This window comes from Kribbella sp. NBC_00359, assembly GCF_036097425.1.
Lineage (GTDB): Bacteria > Actinomycetota > Actinomycetes > Propionibacteriales > Kribbellaceae > Kribbella.
In genome coordinates, this window is record NZ_CP107975.1 from 4,832,707 (window position 1) to 4,848,427 (window position 15,721).

The window sequence follows — 15,721 nt, forward strand, 5'->3', positions numbered from 1 at the left end:
CGCCTGGTGTGCACGATGGACGGTGAACAGGCCCGGCCGGCGCCGTACGTTCGATGAAATCCCCAGGCTGGAGGTTCTCATGGCCGGTTCATCTGTTGGTACGGACGACTACGCGCTCGCTCGGGTTCCGGAGAGTGCCCGGTATTCGTGGTGGTCTGTCGCGACGCAGCGGTTCGGGCAGATCTCGGCGCTCAGTCAGTTTCTGCTCGGCGCGACGCTCGGGTTCGGGATGGACTTCTGGACCGCGTTCTGGGCGCTGACGCTCGGCGCGGTGATCCTCGAGCTGGTGGCGATCCTGATCGGGATCATCGGGGCCCGCGAGGGCTTGCAGACCTCGGTGATCGCCCGCTGGACCGGCTTCGGTCAGGCCGGCTCGGCACTGATCGGGCTGGCGATCGGGATCAGTCTGATCGGCTGGTTCGGGATCCAGTCCGCGGTGTCCGCGGCCGGTCTGAGCCAGTTGATCGGCGTACTGCCGACGTGGGGCTGGTCGCTCGTCTTCGGTCTCGCGGTCACGCTGGTCGTGCTCCGTGGCTTCCATTCGATGGCGTGGGTCGCCTATGTGACCGTGCCCGCGTTCCTCCTCCTGGTCGGCTGGTCGATCATCAGCGAGCTGTCCGACCACAGCCTCAGCGCACTGGTCAGCTCCGCGCCGCCGGGTCCGCCGCTGAGCCTGCTGGAGGGTACGACGCTCGTCGCCGGCGGATTCATCGTCGGAGCGGTGATCACCCCGGACATGACCCGCTTCAACCGGACGGTCGGGGACGTGGTGAAGCAGACCGTTCTCGGCATCACCCTCGGCGAGTACGTGATCGGCCTGTGCGGCGTACTGCTCGCGCACGCGGTCGGCTCGGCGAACGTGATCACCATCGTCACCTCGTCGGTCGGCTGGGTCGGCACCCTGGTGATCATCCTGGGCACGATCAAGATCAACGACTGGAATCTCTACAGCTCCGGCCTCGGCGTGGTGAACTTCATCGGCACCGTCTTCGGCCGGCACGTCAACCGGGCCGTCGTCACGCTCGTGGTCGGCATCCTCGGCAGTGTGCTCGCGGCCGGCGGGATCCTGGACAAGTTCACCGACTTCCTGATCGTGCTCGGCGTCGCGTTCCCGCCGATCGCCGGGATCATGGTCGCGGAGTACTTCGTGGTGAAGCGCTGGCGCCCCGAGCTGGACGCGACGCGGGCCGAGGGCACGCTGCCCGCCACCGCGCCGACCTGGGTACCGGCCACGATCGTGATCTGGGTCGCCGCCGCCCTGATCGGCAAGTACGTCACCTGGGGTCTGCCCAGCATCAACTCACTGGTGGTCGGCTTCGCGGCGTACGTCGTCGCCGGCCGGCTCGGCCTGATCCGGGGCGTCGGGACGAGTCGCACCATGGACAGTGAGCAGACCGCCATCACCGCCGTACCGGCGACCAGCTAGACACAACGGGAGGATCTGGAATGCGTATCGGGATCGATGTCGGTGGTACCAACACCGACGCCGTACTGCTGGAGGGCGAGGGCACCGGCGTCAGCGTGCTGGCCGCCAACAAGTCGGCCACCAGTGCGGACGTCACCGCGGGCATCATCGACACCCTGGACCGGTTGCAGGCCGAGCGGTCCTTCGACCCGGCGCAGATCCAGGCGGTGATGATCGGCACCACGCACTTCATCAACGCCCTGATCGAGGCGCGCCGGCTCGCCCCGACGGCGGCGCTGCGGCTCGGTCTGCCGGCCACCGCGTCGCTGCCGCCGCTGGTCGACTGGCCGGAGCGCCTGGTCGAGGCGATCAGCGGGCGCAGCTACCTGGCCCATGGCGGGCACGAGTTCGACGGACGGCACATCGCCGAGCTGGACGAGGACGAGCTGCGCCGGCACGCCGCGGACATGATGTCGCACGGCGTCCGGTCGGTGGCGATCTCGTCGGTGTTCTCGCCGGTGAGCAACGAGTTCGAGCTGCGGGCGGCCGAGATCCTGCGCTCCGAACTCGGCGACGACGTGGCGATCTCGCTGTCCCACGAGATCGGCCGGATCGGCCTGCTCGAGCGGGAGAACGCGACCATCATCAACGCGGCTCTGCGTGAGCTCGCGGCGAGCATCGTGGACGGTCTGGCCGGCGCGGTCGCGGGCCACGGCATCGCGGCGCCGCTGTACCTCAGCCAGAACGACGGCACGCTGATGGACGTCGACTTCGCCCGCCGCTACCCGGTCGCGACGTTCGCGTCCGGCCCGACCAACTCGATGCGCGGCGCGGCGCTGCTGTCCGGCCTGGACACCTGCGCGGTCGTCGACGTCGGCGGCACGACGACCGACGTCGGCGTACTCACGCACGGCTTCCCGCGGGAGGCGACCACGGAGGTGGACGTGGCCGGCGTCCGGACCAACTTCCGGATGCCGGATGTGCTCAGCATCGGCATCGGCGGTGGCAGCTTGGTGGCCGAGGGCAACGACCTGGTGACGGTCGGCCCGCGGTCGGTCGGCTATCGACTGACCGAGGAGGCGCTGGTCTTCGGCGGTACGACGCTCACCGCGACGGACATCGCGGTCGCGGCCGGCCGGGCCGAGATCGGTGACCCGGCGGCGGTGGCCGAGCTCGATCCGACGCTGGTGAAGGCGGCGCTGGCGCGGGTGGCGGCGGACATCGCGGACGCGGTGGAGCGGATGCGGACCTCGCCCGACCCGCTGCCGGTGGTCGCGGTCGGCGGTGGCTCGATCCTCCTGCCGGACGATCTGCCGGGCAGTCTCGCGGTGCATCGGCCGGATCACTTCGCGGTGGCGAACGCGATCGGTGCGGCGATCGCCCAGGTCGGCGGCGAGGTGGACCGGGTGTACGCGATCGACCCCGGCCGGCGGGACGCGGTCGTGGACGAGGCGCGGCAGGAGGCGGTCGACCGAGCCGTCGCCGCAGGCGCCGATCCGGCGCAGGTGCGGATCGTGGACTTCGACGAAGTACCGATTCCGTATTTGCCGGGCAACGCGACCCGCATCCGCTGCAAGGCGGTCGGCGATCTCCGGCTGGGGGCATCATGAACCCAGATGGGGGAAGTGCGATGAGGCTGGGTGTCGATGAGCTCGCCGCGCTTGCCCGTGGAGCTGCCGTGCTGGGCACCGGTGGTGGCGGGGATCCGCACATCGGCCGGTTGCTCGCGCAGCAGGCGGTCCGGGAGTACGGCCCGGTCGAAATGGTTGCCGTTGACGACCTTCCGGACGACGCCTGTGTGTTGCCGGTGGCGATGATGGGCGCGCCGACCGTCATGGTGGAGAAGCTCCCGTCGGCGGATCAGATCTCGGTCGCCGTCCAGACCCTGGCTCGGTATGTCGGCAAGACGCCGACTCACATCGCGTGTATCGAAGCGGGCGGCGTGAACTCGACCGTCCCGGTGATCGCCGCGGCGCAACTCGGTCTGCCGTTGGTCGATGGTGACGGCATGGGCCGCGCGTTCCCCGAACTGCAGATGGTGCTGCCGACGCTGGCCGGCATCGAGGCGACCCCGATGTCGATTGTCGACGAGAAGGGCAACCGCGGTGTCTTCGACACGATCGACAACCCCTGGGCCGAGCGGCTGGCCCGGTCCGCGACCGTCGACATGGGGTGCTCGGCGATCGTCTCGCTGTACGCGATGACCGGCTCCGAGATCCGCCGGGCGTTCGTCTCCGGGACTCTCAGCCAGTGCCTCGCGATCGGTCACGCGATCGAGCGTGCGCAGCAACTGCACAGCGATCCGGTCGCGGCCGTGGTCGATCAGCTCGGCGGCCGGTTGCTGCACGTCGGCAAGGTGGTCGATGTCCAACGACGTACGACGACCGGGTTCGCCCGGGGTGACGCCGCGATCGACGGACTGGACGCATCGCTCGGGCGATTGATGGCGCTGCACTTCCAGAACGAGCACCTGGTGGCCGAGATCGACGGCACCGCGGTCGCGACCACGCCCGACCTGATCATCGTGCTCGACACCGAGTCCGGCGAGCCCATCACCACGGAGGCGTTGCGCTACGGCCACCGCGTCAGCGTGCTCGCCGCGCCCGCCGACGAACGGTGGCACTCACCGGAAGGTATCGAGCTGGTCGGTCCGCGCTACTTCGGCTACGACCTCGACCCGATCCGCGCGCTGGAGACGGTATGAGCTGGCAGCTCGACATCGAGCACCTGAGAGACCTTGCGAGGGGTGCCGCGATTCTCGGCACCGGCGGTGGCGGCGATCCGCTGATCGGGCGATTGCTCGTGGAGCAGGCGATCCGCGAGCACGGACCGGTCACGGTCCTCGACCCGGATGAGCTCGACGACGACGCCTTCGTCATCCCGACCGCGCAGATGGGTGCGCCGACGGTCATCGTGGAGAAGATCCCGCGCGGCAGCGAGCCGGTCGGCGCGTTGCGCGCACTCGAGCGCCATCTCGGCCGCACCGCGGATGCGACGATGCCGATCGAGTGCGGCGGCATCAACTCGATGATCCCGCTGCTCGTCGCCGCCCGGACCGGTCTGCCGGTGGTCGATGCCGACGGCATGGGCCGCGCGTTCCCCGAACTCCAGATGGAGACGTTCTCGGTGTACGGCGTACCCGGGTCGCCGATGGCGATCGCCGGGGAACACGACGAGACCGTCGTCATCGACACCGGCACGGACAACAAGCAGATGGAGTGGCTGGCCCGCGGGATCACGATCCGGCTGGGCGGCGTCGCGCACATCGCGGAGTACTCGATGACGGGCGCCGAGGTGAAGCGCACCGCCGTACCCAGAACACTCAGCCTCGGCCTGTCGATCGGGCGCGCGGTCCGCGAAGCCAGGGCTGCGCATGACGATCCGATCGAGGCGATCCGGGCAGCGCTCGCGCCGACGCTCTACAACCACCTCCGGGTGCTCTTCCGCGGCAAGGTGGTCGACGTGGAACGCCGTACCGTCGAGGGCTTCGCCCGCGGCCGCGCCCGCTTCACCGCGTACGACGGCGGGTCCGAACTGGAGATGCGCTTCCAGAACGAGAACCTGGTCGCAGAAGTCGACGGCGAGGTCGTCTGCACGGTGCCGGACCTGATCTGCGTGCTCGAGGCCGACACCGCCGAGCCGATCACCACAGAGGGCCTGCGCTACGGCCAACGGGTCACCGTGGTCGGGATCTCCACGCCCGACCTGATGCGCACACCTGAGGCGCTGGCGGTGTTCGGACCGGCCTGTTTCGGGCTCGAGGTGGACTTCAGTCCGGTCGAACGACGGGTCGAGGCTCTGACCGTCGCCCCCTGACTCTCGGCCCGCCGTGCTCGATACCCCTCCGCGGCGGGCCGAGCGTTCCGCCCCGCGGGGGCGGCGCCTCGGTGACATCATCGGCTCATGACGACGGTCATCCGAGAGCAGGATCTGGGGGCGCTGGTCGTCGGCGTCACTCTGCTGGGGTCCGGTGGCGGCGGCGACACGGGTGCGTTCGGGCGGATGCTGCGTCGGCGGCTCGGGGCTGGTGAGCTGGTACTGCGGGACGCCTCGGACACACCCGGTGCGTACCTGAGCCCCATCGGCGTGGTGGGTGCGACCAGCGTGCTGGCGGAGAAGCTGCCCAGTGGTGGTGAGTTCGAGACCGCCGTTGGGGCGGTGAGCCGGTGGACCGGGCAGGCGGTCACCGGGCTGATGTCACTCGAGGCAGGTGGGCTGAACGGCCTCAGTCCGCTCATCGCCGCGCTGGACCTCGGACTGCCGTTCGTCGACGCCGATCTGATGGGCCGGGCGATGCCACGGCTCGACCAGTTCTCCTGGGCGGTGGCGGGGCGTTCGCTGACGCCCTGCGCGCTCAGTGAACCGAGCGGACAGGTGATCGTGGTGGATCACGTCGATGCGTCCGGTCTGGAACGCGCGGTGCGGAGCTTTGTTGCCCAAACCGGCGGCTGGGCCGTGCTGGCGCTGGCGCCGACACCTGTCGATGCCGCGACGTCGGATGCGGTCAATGGCAGTTTGACTCGAGCTCTGGCGCTGGGCCGGGCGCATGCCGGACTCGACACCGGCGCTGCGCCGGCGACTGTCGCGTCGGCTCTCGGCGGCCGGCTGCTGGGTGGCGGACGGGTCGAAGAGGTCGCGCGGCATGCCATAGCGAACGGCGGGGCTGCCTTCGGGCGCGGCAGTGTCTGTGTGGTCGATTCCGCGAGCCGTGCGGTGGTACGGATCGAGACGGAGAACGAGTATCTGCTCGCCATGGTCGACGGAGAGCCGGTCGTGAGTACGCCGGACCTCGTCTGTGTGCTGGATCGACGCACACTGCAGCCGATTGCGGTCGAGGCGATCCGAACCGGCGACGAGGTGCTCGTACTGGCACTCCCCGGGCCGGACTGGTGGCGCCGAGGCGATCGGATCGGGTACGTCGGACCGCGAGCGTTCGGACTCGGGTGCGACCCGCAACTGCTGGAGGCCTCATGACCGCGCCTTCGCTGTCGGCGATGCTGACCTCACCCGGCTGGCGGGATGTCGTCGTCCTGGGCGGTGGACAGGAACCTGGTCCCACGCTGATCGGCTCTCGCGTGCTCATGAACGTCGCCGGCCATCCGGAGCCGATGACCGGCGAACTGCTGGTCGTACTGCTGGCGACCGACCACTCCGACTGGCGGATCGACGCACTGATCAGCCGAGCCTCGGCAGCGGGCGCAGCGGCCCTGCTGCTCGCCGGTGCCGAGCCACTCGGCCGTGGAGCTCAGCTGCTGGCCGAGCGGTTGCAGCTGCCGGTGCTGGGCAGTCCGGATCCGCTAGCAGCTCACGAGCACCTGAATCGGGTGGCGGCCGAGCCCGACGTGGTGCGGGCCGACCTGGTGCTCCGGGCGGTGACCGCGTTGCGGCGGGCCGATAGCGATCTGAGTTCGGTGTTGCGTACGGCGTGCGCCGTACTGGGGCGGCCGGTGACATTGGCCGGCTCCGACGGAGGCACGTTGGCGGGGGAGCCGTTGGCGGCTGACGAACGGCCCGCGCTCGTGGCGGCGTTACCCGCGGTGCCGGTGGGTTGGGCGGCGCCGTACCGGGTGGATCTGCCGAGTGGTGCGGTGCTGATTGCGGTGGCAGTGCTCGGTGCTGGGCCGGTGTGCTGGCTGGTGGCCCGGTTGCCCGGAGTCGTGCCGGCTGAGGTTGCCGCCGTACCTGCTGTGTTGACGGTGGTGGCGCCCGCGGTGGGGGAGCGGTTGGCGTTGCGGCGGCTGGAGTTGGAGCGGGACGCGCGGCAGCGTACGTCGTTGCTCGGTGAGCTGGTGCATGGTGAGCCGTCGGAGGCGACGCGGCGGCGGGCCGTGGATCTCGGGTGGCAGCTGGACGGGTGGCACACGGGGATCCGGATCGGGACCGACGGGCAGGTGGACGTCGCGGGGCGGCGGGCCGACGTGGTGGAAGCCTTTGACGCTGAGGGTTTGCAGGCGGTCGTGGTGGAGCAGGGTGACGGATGGTCCGCGTGGATCACCGCTGCGCGCGAGCCGACGTCGACCGAGGTCCAGCAGCAGGCGGCGGCGATCAGACGGGTGCAGCGTCGCCTGCTGACGGTCGATGCGTACGTCGGTGTCGGCCGGGTTGCACCTGGTCCGAGCGGAATCGCCACGTCGCTGGCCGAAGCAGGTGATGCGGCCGGCCTGGCCCGGGGCCGCGCCGAAACCGGCCGTTTCCTCCACGTTGACCGCCTCGGCCTGGCCCAGCTCCTCCTGGCCTGGACCCGCACCGACACGTTCCAACCTGCCGCCCGCGCTCTCCTGGCTCCCATCGAAGACCAGCCCGGCGACCTGGTCACGACCCTCGCGGTCTACCTCGACACCGAGTCCTCGCTGGCCGAAACCGCCGCTGTCCTGGGGATCCACCGCAACACAGCAGCCGCCCGCATCACCAAGATCCAGCACCTCCTAGGCGTAGACCTGGCCAACCCGGACGAACGCCTGGCCCTCCACCTAGCCTCCAGAACCACCAGAACCTAAGACGGAGTCGGCGCATCCTCGCGGAGGAGGCCGGCGGACTTCAGGTCGGACCAGAGGGCGACCGGGACCTCGGTGCGGGCGAGGGTTGCGTTGGTGTGGACCTCGTCGGGGGTGCGGCAACCCACCGCGATGCCGGCGACGGCGGGGTGGGCGAGGGGGAAGGCCAGGGCCGCGGCGGGGAGGGTGACCCCGTGGGACTCGCAGATGTCGGCGAGCTGGTTGGCCTTGGCTACCAGGGAATCCGCGGCGGGTGCGTAGTTGAAGGTGGCGCCGGGGGCGGGGCGGGGCTGGGAGAGCAGGCCGGAGTTGAAGATGCCGACGGCAACTACCTGGACGTCGTTCGCGAGGCAGGCGGGGAGGACGTCGTCGAGCCCGTCGGGGTCGATCAGGGTGTAGCGGCCGGCCAGCATGATCACGTCGATGTCGATCTCGTTGACGAACCGGGTCAGCATCGCGGTCTGGTTCATGCCGGAGCCGATCGCGCCGATCACGCCCTGGTCGCGCAGCTCGATCAACGCCGGGAAGGCGGTCGCGACGGCCTCGTCATAGTGGTCGTCGGGGTCGTGCACGAAGACCACGTCGAGCCGGTCGGTGCCGATCCGCCGCAACGAGTCCTCGATACTGTGCAACACGCCGTCCCGCGAGAAGTCCCAGCGCCGCCGCCGGTTCGTGTTGATCTCGAAGCCCTCGTCGTCGGTCGCCGCGCCGTCGGTCTCGTAGATGATCCGCCCGACCTTGCTCGACAGCACGAACTCGTCCCGCGGCTTGCCGCGCAGCCCATCCCCGAGCCGTTCCTCGGCGAGCCCGAGCCCGTAGTGCGGAGCGGTGTCGAAGTACCGCCACCCCTCGTCCCAGGCGGCGTTCACGGTCGCGACCGCATCCGCCTCACTCACCGAGCCGAGCAGATTCCCCAGCGGCGCACCGCCCAGTCCGACCCGCTGACCGTCCGGAAAGATCTTCATGAGCGTGCTCGATTCTGGACCGCCGGCAGCCGCAGGTTCTGCATCCCGCCGTCGACGGCGAGCGCCGTACCGGTCGTCGAGCCCGACAGCGGGCTGGCCAGGTAGGCGATCGCGTGCGCGACCTCGTCCGCCGACACCAGCCGGCCCATCGGCTGACGCGCCTCCAGGGCGGCTCGTTCGGCGGCCGGGTCCTCGGCCACGTCGAGCAATCGGCCGACCCACGGCGTGTCCGCCGTACCGGGGTTCACGCAGTTGACGCGGATCCCCTCGCGCACGTGGTCCGCGGCCATCGCCATCGTCAACGCGAGGACGGCGCCTTTGCTCGCCGAGTACAACGCACGATTTGGCAGGCCCGCGGTCGCGGCGATCGAGCAGGTGTTGACGATCGCGGCGGCCGACGACTTCCGCAGGTACGGCAGCGCGGCCCGGGTCACGCGAGCGATGCCAACCACGTTGACGTCGAGGACGCGGTGCCATTCGTCGTCGTCGTTCGCGGCGACCGTGCCCTGCGCGCCGATGCCGGCGTTGTTCACCACGATGTCGATCCCGCCGAGTTGCAGCGCCGCCGCGGCGACCGCGTCCCGGACCGAACCGTCGTCGGTGACGTCCGCGGCGATCCCGGTCAGCGGCTCGGATACGTCAGGCTTCAGGTCGAAGACGACCACCTGCGCGCCCCGGGACGCCAGCAGCGAGGCGGCCGCGAGTCCGATGCCCTGGGCGCCTCCGGTCACCACGGCCCGCAGGCCGGCGAAGTCCGTCACTTCCCGCTCTCCTTCGAATCAGTCAGGTCGGTCCAGATCTTGCCACTTGGGTACCGGAAGTCGGTCAGCGTCTCAGCATCCATCTCGGCGCCGAACCCGGGCCGCTCCGGCGCCACGTAGTGCCCGTCCCGGATCACCACCGGGTCCAGGAAGTGCTCGTGCAGGTGGTCGACGTATTCGATCACGCGATCCTCCACCGACCCGCTCACCGCGACGTAGTCGAACATCGACAGGTGCTGGACCAGCTCGCACAGCCCGACCCCACCGGCGTGCGGACAGACCGGTACGCCGAACTTCGCCGCCAGCAGCAGGATCGCGACGTTCTCGTTCACTCCCGCGACCCGGGCCGAGTCGAGCTGCAGCACCGACAGCGCCCCGGCCTGCAACATCTGCTTGAACACCACCCGGTTCTGCACGTGCTCACCGGTCGCCACGCGGATCGGCGCGATCGCCTTCGCGATGGCCGCGTGCCCGAGGATGTCGTCCGGGCTCGTCGGTTCCTCCACCCACCAGACGTCGTACGGCGCCAGGGCCTCGACCCACCGGATCGCGTCGGCCACGTCCCAGCGCTGGTTGGCGTCGATCGCGATCCGGATGTCCGGGCCGACCGCCTCGCGGGCCAGCCGCATCCGGCGGATGTCGTCGTCCAGGTCCGCGCCGACCTTGAGCTTGATCTGGGTGAAGCCCTCCGCGACCGCCTCGTGACACAACCGCACCAGCTTGGCGTCGTCGTACCCGAGCCAGCCGGGTGTCGTCGTGTACGCCGGGTAGCCCCGCTCCCGCAGCAAAGCCTCCCGCTCGGAGCGACCCGCCTTCGCGGCGCGCAGGATCTCGAGCGCTTCGGACGGCGTCAGCGCGTCGGTCAGGTAGCGGAAGTCGACGAGATCGACGATCTGCTCCGGCGTCAGGTCGGACAGCAGCTTCCACAGCGGTACGCCGGCCCGCTTGGCGGCCAGGTCCCACACGGCGTTGACGACCGCGCCGATCGCCATGTGCATGACGCCCTTCTCCGGGCCGAGCCAGCGCAGCTGCGAGTCGTGCACGAGCGACTTCCAGAACCCACCGAGATCGTTCAGCGTCGCGTCCAGGTCGAGGCCGATCACGTGGTCGCGGAGCGCCTCGATCGCCGCGGTCTGTACGTCGTTGCCACGGCCGATCGTGAACGCGAATCCGTGTCCCTCCAGCCCGTCGGCCGCGTCGGTGCGCAGGATCAGGTACGCCGCCGAGTAGTCGGGGTCGGTGTTCATCGCGTCGGAGCCGTCCAGGTCCAGCGACGTGGGGAAGCGGACGTCGTACGTCTCTAACTCGGTGAATCGTGGCATCAGGACCCGATCTGCGGCGGTGGGCGGACTGTCGCGAGGAATCCTATAGGATATGTGCCGATTTGGGCAGCGCTCAGGGCCGGGCACCGATGGTGATGGCCGGGGGATCCGCCGGTTAGAGTCGGTGCCGTGGCGGACGAGGGCGACGGCGTACTGCGGTTGGGGAGCCGGTCGTTCGGCGTGGGCGAATTCGCCCTGATGGCGATCATCAACCGCACCCCGGACTCGTTCTTCGACCGGGGCGCGACGTACGCGACCGACGCGGCCTACGCGGCGATCGACCAGGCGGTCGCGGACGGCGCCGACCTGGTCGACATCGGCGGCGTCAAGGCCGGGTACGGCGAACCCGTCAGCGAGGACGAGGAGCTCCGCCGGACCGTGGACTTCGTGGCCGGCATCCGGGCCCGGCATCCCGGCCTGGTGATCAGCGTCGACACCTACCGCAGCGGGGTCGCCCGGCGGGTCGCCGAGGCCGGCGCCGACCTCCTCAACGACACCTGGGGCGGCGCCGATCCCGACCTGGTCCACGCCGCCGCCGAAGCCGGGGCCGGACTCGTCTGCAGCCACGTCGGCGGCCTCTCACCGCGCACGGATCCGCACCGGATGGCGTACGACGACGTGGTCGCGGACGTGATCCGGACGACGACCGGTCTCGCGGACCGCGCGGTCGCGGCCGGGGTCCGGCCGGACGGGATCCTGATCGACCCGACCCACGACTTCGGCAAGAACACCCTGCAGTCACTCGAGCTGACCCGGCGCCTGGACGAGCTGGCGGCGACCGGCTGGCCGGTGCTGGTCGCGGTATCGAACAAGGACTTCATCGGCGAGACCCTCGAGCTCCCGCCGGGGCAGCGTGGCAACGGGACACTCGCCGCACTCAGCATCTCGGCCTGGCTGGGTGCCCGGGTGTTCCGAGTCCACGACGTACCCGCGGCTCGGCAGGCGCTCGACCTGATCGCCGTACTGCGTGGCACCGCCCAGCCCGCCGGAACCCGAAGGAGCCTGGCCTGATGCGTCGCCTGGAAGACCTCTCCGACCCGGAACTGGCCGCGGTCTACCAACCGGAGGATCGGTCGGTCGCGCACCTGCGGGCGAACTTCGTCAGCAGCCTCGACGGCGCGGTCGAGATCGACGGCCGGTCCAAGGCGTTGTCGAGTGACTCCGACAGCCGGGTGTTCAGCATGGTCCGGAGGCTGGCCGATGTGGTGCTGGTCGGCGCCGGCACGATCCGCGACGAGGGATACTCGCCGCTGCGGTTGTCCAAGGCGGCCCGGGAGTGGCGGACGGCGCAGGGACTGGCCGAGAATCCGACGTTGGTGATCGTGTCGTCGCGGTTGGAGCTGAGCCCGGTGAACCCGGTGTTCCAGTCGGCGGTTCGGCCGCTAGTGGTCACCCACGCTGCCTCGCCGCCGGAGCGGCGCGAGGCACTCGGCGAGGTGGCCGAGGTGCTGGTTCTGGGTGCGGCCGAGGTCGATCTGAAGGCGCTCGTCGACGAGTTGGCGGCGCGGGCGATGCCGCAGATCCTGTGCGAGGGCGGGCCGCATCTGCTCGGAGCGCTGACTGACGCCGACCTGGTCGACGAGATGTGTCTCGCGCTCGCGCCACTCCTCGCCGGGCCCGGTTCCGGCCGCATCACCGCGGGGCCGGCGACGACGCTGACCCGGCAGATGAAGCTCGAGTCGACGCTCGCCGCCCAGGACGACTACCTCTTCTTCCGCTACGTCCGGGAGGCCTAGCCCGTGCCCGTCGTGAGCGCCGCGGTCTGCCCCCACCCGCCGCTGCTCGTCCCCGAGGTCGCCTCCGGAGCGGCACCTGAGCTGGACGACCTCCGCACCGCCTGCCTGACTGCGATCGACGGCTTGTCCAACGCGACCAGCGTGCTCGTGGTCGGGACGGGACCTGTCCGCGCCACCTTCCCGGCCGCCGCAGGCGGCTCCTTCGGCGCGTACGGCGCGCCCGCTGTGCGGATCGGCGCCGACGACCCCGTCCTGCCGTTGTCCTTGGCCGTCGGCGGCTGGTTGCTCGAGCAGGCCAAGGCCGCCCAGCTGCCACGCGCGTACCTCGCCGTGCCCACTGACACGACTCCGGCCGACTGCCTGCGACTCGGCCAGGAAATTGCTGAAGGCAACGACCGTATTGGGCTGCTGGTGATGGGGGACGGGTCGGCCCGACGAAGCGAGCACTCGCCCGTTCACCTCCACCCGCGGGCCGAGATCTTCGATACCACGGTCGCACACGCCTTCCAGCACACGGATCTCGACGTACTGCGTGCCCTCGACCCCGACCTTGCCGCTGAGTTGCAGGCGGCGGGCCGAGCGCCCTGGCAGGTCCTCGCCGGCGCCCTGGAGGGATCGACGGTGACTGGCGACCTGACCTACCATGCCGCGCCGTACGGCGTCGGCTACTTCGTGGCCCAGTTCATACTGTCGGGGTGACTGAGGAGCGCGCGGGGTATCGGCGGTCGGCGAAGTCGCCGCGGGGTGAGGCGCGGCGGCGGGAGCTGCTCGACCGCGTCGCCGACGAACTCGGCGTCAACGGTCTGGTCGACTTCTCGCTCCGGCGGGCGGCGCGCGCGGCCGGTACGACGCACAAGGTGCTGCTGTATCACTTCGACGGACCGGAGGACCTCCTCACCCAGGCCGTGTCCCAACTGCGCGAACGGCGGATCACCCGCGCACTCGCGGCCGCCACCGAGGCGCCCGGGGATCGGTCGCTCGCGGATCGGGTCCGGTCGATGTGGCCGACGCTGATCGGCGAGGAGTCGTGGGTGCTGGACCAGGCGATCGGCCTGGCGATGTACGACGCGGCGCGGTACGCCGACCTGGCCCGGGAGGCCTCGAAGCAGTACCTGCCGGCCCTGCTGTCGATCTGTCCGCAGGAATGGCCGGAGCGACGGAAGTTCGAGGTCGCTCAGCTGATCCTGGCCACGCTGCGCGGCTGCCTGATCGAGTGGCGCACGAGCGGCGACGGCGCCGGCATCGATGCCGGCCTCGACGCCTTGGTCCGCGCGCTCGAACGTGAGGAAGCGTCTAGCGACTGATCGTAGACACTTTGCGAACCACGTGGTTCACTTCTGGTATGCGCGAGAACGTGAGCTTCACCAGTGCCGGCGTCGAGTGCGCGGCCTGGCACTACCCAGGGTCGAACGGCGGCTGCGTGGTCATGGCCGGCGGATTCGGCGTGACGAAGGAACCGGGCACGGACCGGTTCGCAGAGCGGTTCGCGGCAGCCGGGTTCGACGTACTGGCGTTCGACTACCGCAACCTCGGTGAGAGCGGCGGAGAGCCGCGCCAGGTCGCCCGGATCGCCGACCAGTTGGACGACTGGCGGGCCGCGATCGCGTTCGCAGCCACGCTTCCAGGGGTGGAACGCGTGGGCATCTGGTCGTTCTCGCTGTCCGGCGGCTATGTCCTGCAGTTGGCCGCGGAGCATCCGGACGTGACGGCTGCGATCGCGCAGTCGGCGAACGTGGACGGCCCGGCGGCTAGCCGCAATGCGTCCCGCTATCAGACACCGTTCACGGCGCTGCGGCTGATCGGACGCTGCATCCTCGACACGCTCGGCGGCCTCGTCGGTCGGCCGCCGAAGCTGGTCGCCCTGGCCGGACCGCCTGGCACGGTCGCGCTGCTCAACACACCGGACGCGCAGTTGACCACCGAGGCGCTCGACCCCGACAACCAGTACGACTGGCAGCAGGCCATAGCGGCACGCTCAGTCTTCGGAGCCGCCGTCTACCGCCCCGCCAAGTACGCGAGTCAGGTCCGCTGCCCACTGCTCTTCGTGGTCTGCGACGACGACCAATCAGCCCTCGCCGCGCCGGCCCTCGCAGCCGCAGCCCAGGCCCCCACCGCCGAAGTCCTCCGCGTCCCCGGCGGCCACTACGCCCCCTTCCTCGACGCCCACGAGACTGCGGTAGAAGCCGAACTGTCCTTCCTCAACCGCCACCTCACCCCAGCCGAGTCGCCCCTCAACCACTCCGCCTGAAGGCCACGCCCCAACCGCAGAGGGCACAGAACGCACGAAACCGGAGGCGGCACCAGCAGAGACTGTGCAGGCCGACAGGACGTATACCCCCACTGACCTGGTGATGGACGGTGCGTGAGCCTAGGTCGGCCCGCCGAACGCGGACACGTCCTGTCGAAATGTCCGCCTAGCGTCGGGTTTAGGGCGTGGGTGCGGTGGGGGAGGGCTCGACGGGGATGGAGGGCCAGCGGGGGGCGGTTGCGGCCAGGTCGGGGCGTCCGGTCATGCGGAGTTGATCGGTCAGTTCTTGCCGGGCTGTTTGTACGGCGGCTGTCGCGGCGTCGGCGGTTTGGTGGGGGCCTGACCAATTGCAGGTGGCGTCGCCGGCGTACCAGGTGCCGCTGGATGAGCGTCGTACGTGAGAGGCTGCGAGGCGCGCGGCGGGGAGGTTGGAGCCGGCTAGTTGGATGACGGCGTCGACCGCGACCACCTCGGCGCCGAGGTCGAGGATCGGCTGCAGCTCCACCGCATCCGTCAGCACGAACTCGTAACCGGCCGGAGCGCGCTCGCCCAACCAAGCCAGCGCCTCCTCGGCCGTCGCCCGCAAGAGCTCCGCGTTGTCCGGATCTGCTAGTTCGTGCACTCCGCAGAGCCGGGTGTGTGTCGGCCGCAGTTCGTTCTGCCACAGCCGCACCTGCAGCTCCTCCCGCCCCGACAACCGCCGCCCAAGAATCCGCGCCAGCCCCACCACGTCAAAGTTCAACTCATCCGGCGTCCTCTTGCGCCCCGCCTCGAGCGGCTCACCCACCCG

15 protein-coding genes are annotated in these 15,721 nt (G+C 70.2%); 11 read left to right on the forward strand and 4 right to left on the reverse strand.

Features of this window, described 5'->3' with window-relative positions; translation table 11 throughout:
- The first annotated feature begins 79 nt into the window (after positions 1 to 79).
- From OG876_RS23780 to OG876_RS23805, 6 genes are all read left to right on the forward strand, one after another.
- Complete coding sequence (locus OG876_RS23780; RefSeq protein ID WP_328518822.1) at positions 80 to 1,426, forward strand: purine-cytosine permease family protein; 1,347 nt, start codon at positions 80 to 82, stop codon at positions 1,424 to 1,426.
- Positions 1,427 to 1,446: 20 nt separating this feature from the next.
- Positions 1,447 to 3,015, forward strand: coding sequence for a hydantoinase/oxoprolinase family protein (locus OG876_RS23785; RefSeq protein WP_328518823.1), 1,569 nt, complete (start codon positions 1,447 to 1,449; stop codon positions 3,013 to 3,015).
- A gap of 20 nt (positions 3,016 to 3,035) precedes the next feature.
- A complete protein-coding gene (locus tag OG876_RS23790; RefSeq protein ID WP_328518824.1) occupies positions 3,036 to 4,109 on the forward strand; it encodes a DUF917 domain-containing protein in 1,074 nt (357 codons plus the stop codon).
- Positions 4,106 to 5,221 carry a DUF917 domain-containing protein gene (locus tag OG876_RS23795; protein ID WP_328518825.1) on the forward strand — a complete coding sequence of 372 codons (1,116 nt, stop codon included), beginning with the start codon at positions 4,106 to 4,108 and terminating at the stop codon, positions 5,219 to 5,221. The genes OG876_RS23790 and OG876_RS23795 overlap by 4 nt, the downstream gene beginning before the upstream one ends.
- A gap of 87 nt (positions 5,222 to 5,308) precedes the next feature.
- Positions 5,309 to 6,379, forward strand: coding sequence for a DUF917 domain-containing protein (locus tag OG876_RS23800; RefSeq protein WP_328518826.1), 1,071 nt, complete (start codon positions 5,309 to 5,311; stop codon positions 6,377 to 6,379).
- Positions 6,376 to 7,902 (forward strand): PucR family transcriptional regulator, encoded by a 1,527-nt coding sequence (locus OG876_RS23805; RefSeq protein ID WP_328518827.1) that lies wholly within the window; start codon positions 6,376 to 6,378, stop codon positions 7,900 to 7,902. The genes OG876_RS23800 and OG876_RS23805 overlap by 4 nt, the downstream gene beginning before the upstream one ends.
- On the opposite strand, the gene OG876_RS23810 is transcribed toward OG876_RS23805, so the two are convergent.
- Genes OG876_RS23810 through OG876_RS23820 form a run of 3 tightly spaced genes read right to left on the reverse strand, consistent with a single transcriptional unit; the run spans position 7,899 to position 10,947 of the window.
- Positions 7,899 to 8,864: an aldo/keto reductase gene (locus tag OG876_RS23810; protein WP_328518828.1), complete on the reverse strand. Its 966-nt coding sequence runs from the start codon at positions 8,862 to 8,864 to the stop codon at positions 7,899 to 7,901. The two genes, OG876_RS23805 and OG876_RS23810, sit on opposite strands and share 4 nt — an antisense overlap.
- Positions 8,861 to 9,625: an SDR family NAD(P)-dependent oxidoreductase gene (locus tag OG876_RS23815; protein ID WP_328518829.1), complete on the reverse strand. Its 765-nt coding sequence runs from the start codon at positions 9,623 to 9,625 to the stop codon at positions 8,861 to 8,863. Before OG876_RS23815 ends, OG876_RS23810 begins: the two co-directional genes overlap by 4 nt.
- Entirely contained in the window at positions 9,622 to 10,947 is a 1,326-nt protein-coding gene (locus OG876_RS23820) for an L-fuconate dehydratase (RefSeq protein ID WP_328518830.1), read from the reverse strand. The genes OG876_RS23815 and OG876_RS23820 overlap by 4 nt, the downstream gene beginning before the upstream one ends.
- Positions 10,948 to 11,076: 129 nt before the next feature.
- Here OG876_RS23820 and folP point away from each other — a divergent pair, with 129 nt between their 5' ends.
- The 5 genes from folP to OG876_RS23845 are packed head-to-tail and all read left to right on the forward strand — an operon-like array spanning position 11,077 to position 14,931.
- Positions 11,077 to 11,958 carry a dihydropteroate synthase gene (gene folP / locus OG876_RS23825; protein ID WP_328518831.1) on the forward strand — a complete coding sequence of 294 codons (882 nt, stop codon included), beginning with the start codon at positions 11,077 to 11,079 and terminating at the stop codon, positions 11,956 to 11,958.
- Positions 11,958 to 12,683 carry a pyrimidine reductase family protein gene (locus OG876_RS23830; RefSeq protein WP_328518832.1) on the forward strand — a complete coding sequence of 242 codons (726 nt, stop codon included), beginning with the start codon at positions 11,958 to 11,960 and terminating at the stop codon, positions 12,681 to 12,683. Before folP ends, OG876_RS23830 begins: the two co-directional genes overlap by 1 nt.
- A gap of 3 nt (positions 12,684 to 12,686) precedes the next feature.
- Positions 12,687 to 13,382, forward strand: a complete 696-nt coding sequence (locus OG876_RS23835) for a class III extradiol dioxygenase subunit B-like domain-containing protein (protein ID WP_328518833.1) — start codon at positions 12,687 to 12,689, stop codon at positions 13,380 to 13,382.
- Positions 13,379 to 13,987 (forward strand): TetR/AcrR family transcriptional regulator, encoded by a 609-nt coding sequence (locus OG876_RS23840; RefSeq protein WP_328518834.1) that lies wholly within the window; start codon positions 13,379 to 13,381, stop codon positions 13,985 to 13,987. The genes OG876_RS23835 and OG876_RS23840 overlap by 4 nt, the downstream gene beginning before the upstream one ends.
- Positions 13,988 to 14,025: 38 nt before the next feature.
- On the forward strand, positions 14,026 to 14,931 hold the full coding sequence (locus OG876_RS23845) for an alpha/beta hydrolase (RefSeq protein WP_328518835.1): 906 nt from the start codon (positions 14,026 to 14,028) through the stop codon (positions 14,929 to 14,931).
- 178 nt (positions 14,932 to 15,109) lie between these two features.
- Here the strand turns inward: OG876_RS23845 and OG876_RS23850 are convergent, their stop codons facing one another.
- On the reverse strand, positions 15,110 to 15,673 hold the full coding sequence (locus OG876_RS23850; RefSeq protein ID WP_328518836.1) for a hypothetical protein: 564 nt from the start codon (positions 15,671 to 15,673) through the stop codon (positions 15,110 to 15,112).
- Between the last annotated feature and the right edge of the window lie 48 nt (positions 15,674 to 15,721).

Excerpts from the sequence above, each read along its gene's own strand:
- OG876_RS23785 (WP_328518823.1), top strand. The coding sequence starts at position 1,447 with ATGCGTATCGGGATCGATGTCGGTGGTACCAACACCGACGCCGTACTG.
- OG876_RS23805 (WP_328518827.1), top strand. The coding sequence starts at position 6,376 with ATGACCGCGCCTTCGCTGTCGGCGATGCTGACCTCACCCGGCTGGCGG.
- OG876_RS23790 (WP_328518824.1), top strand. The coding sequence starts at position 3,036 with ATGAGGCTGGGTGTCGATGAGCTCGCCGCGCTTGCCCGTGGAGCTGCC.
- OG876_RS23795 (WP_328518825.1), top strand. The coding sequence starts at position 4,106 with ATGAGCTGGCAGCTCGACATCGAGCACCTGAGAGACCTTGCGAGGGGT.
- OG876_RS23810 (WP_328518828.1), bottom strand. The coding sequence starts at position 8,864 with ATGAAGATCTTTCCGGACGGTCAGCGGGTCGGACTGGGCGGTGCGCCG.
- OG876_RS23845 (WP_328518835.1), top strand. The coding sequence starts at position 14,026 with ATGCGCGAGAACGTGAGCTTCACCAGTGCCGGCGTCGAGTGCGCGGCC.
- OG876_RS23820 (WP_328518830.1), bottom strand. The coding sequence starts at position 10,947 with ATGCCACGATTCACCGAGTTAGAGACGTACGACGTCCGCTTCCCCACG.
- OG876_RS23780 (WP_328518822.1), top strand. The coding sequence starts at position 80 with ATGGCCGGTTCATCTGTTGGTACGGACGACTACGCGCTCGCTCGGGTT.
- OG876_RS23800 (WP_328518826.1), top strand. The coding sequence starts at position 5,309 with ATGACGACGGTCATCCGAGAGCAGGATCTGGGGGCGCTGGTCGTCGGC.
- OG876_RS23830 (WP_328518832.1), top strand. The coding sequence starts at position 11,958 with ATGCGTCGCCTGGAAGACCTCTCCGACCCGGAACTGGCCGCGGTCTAC.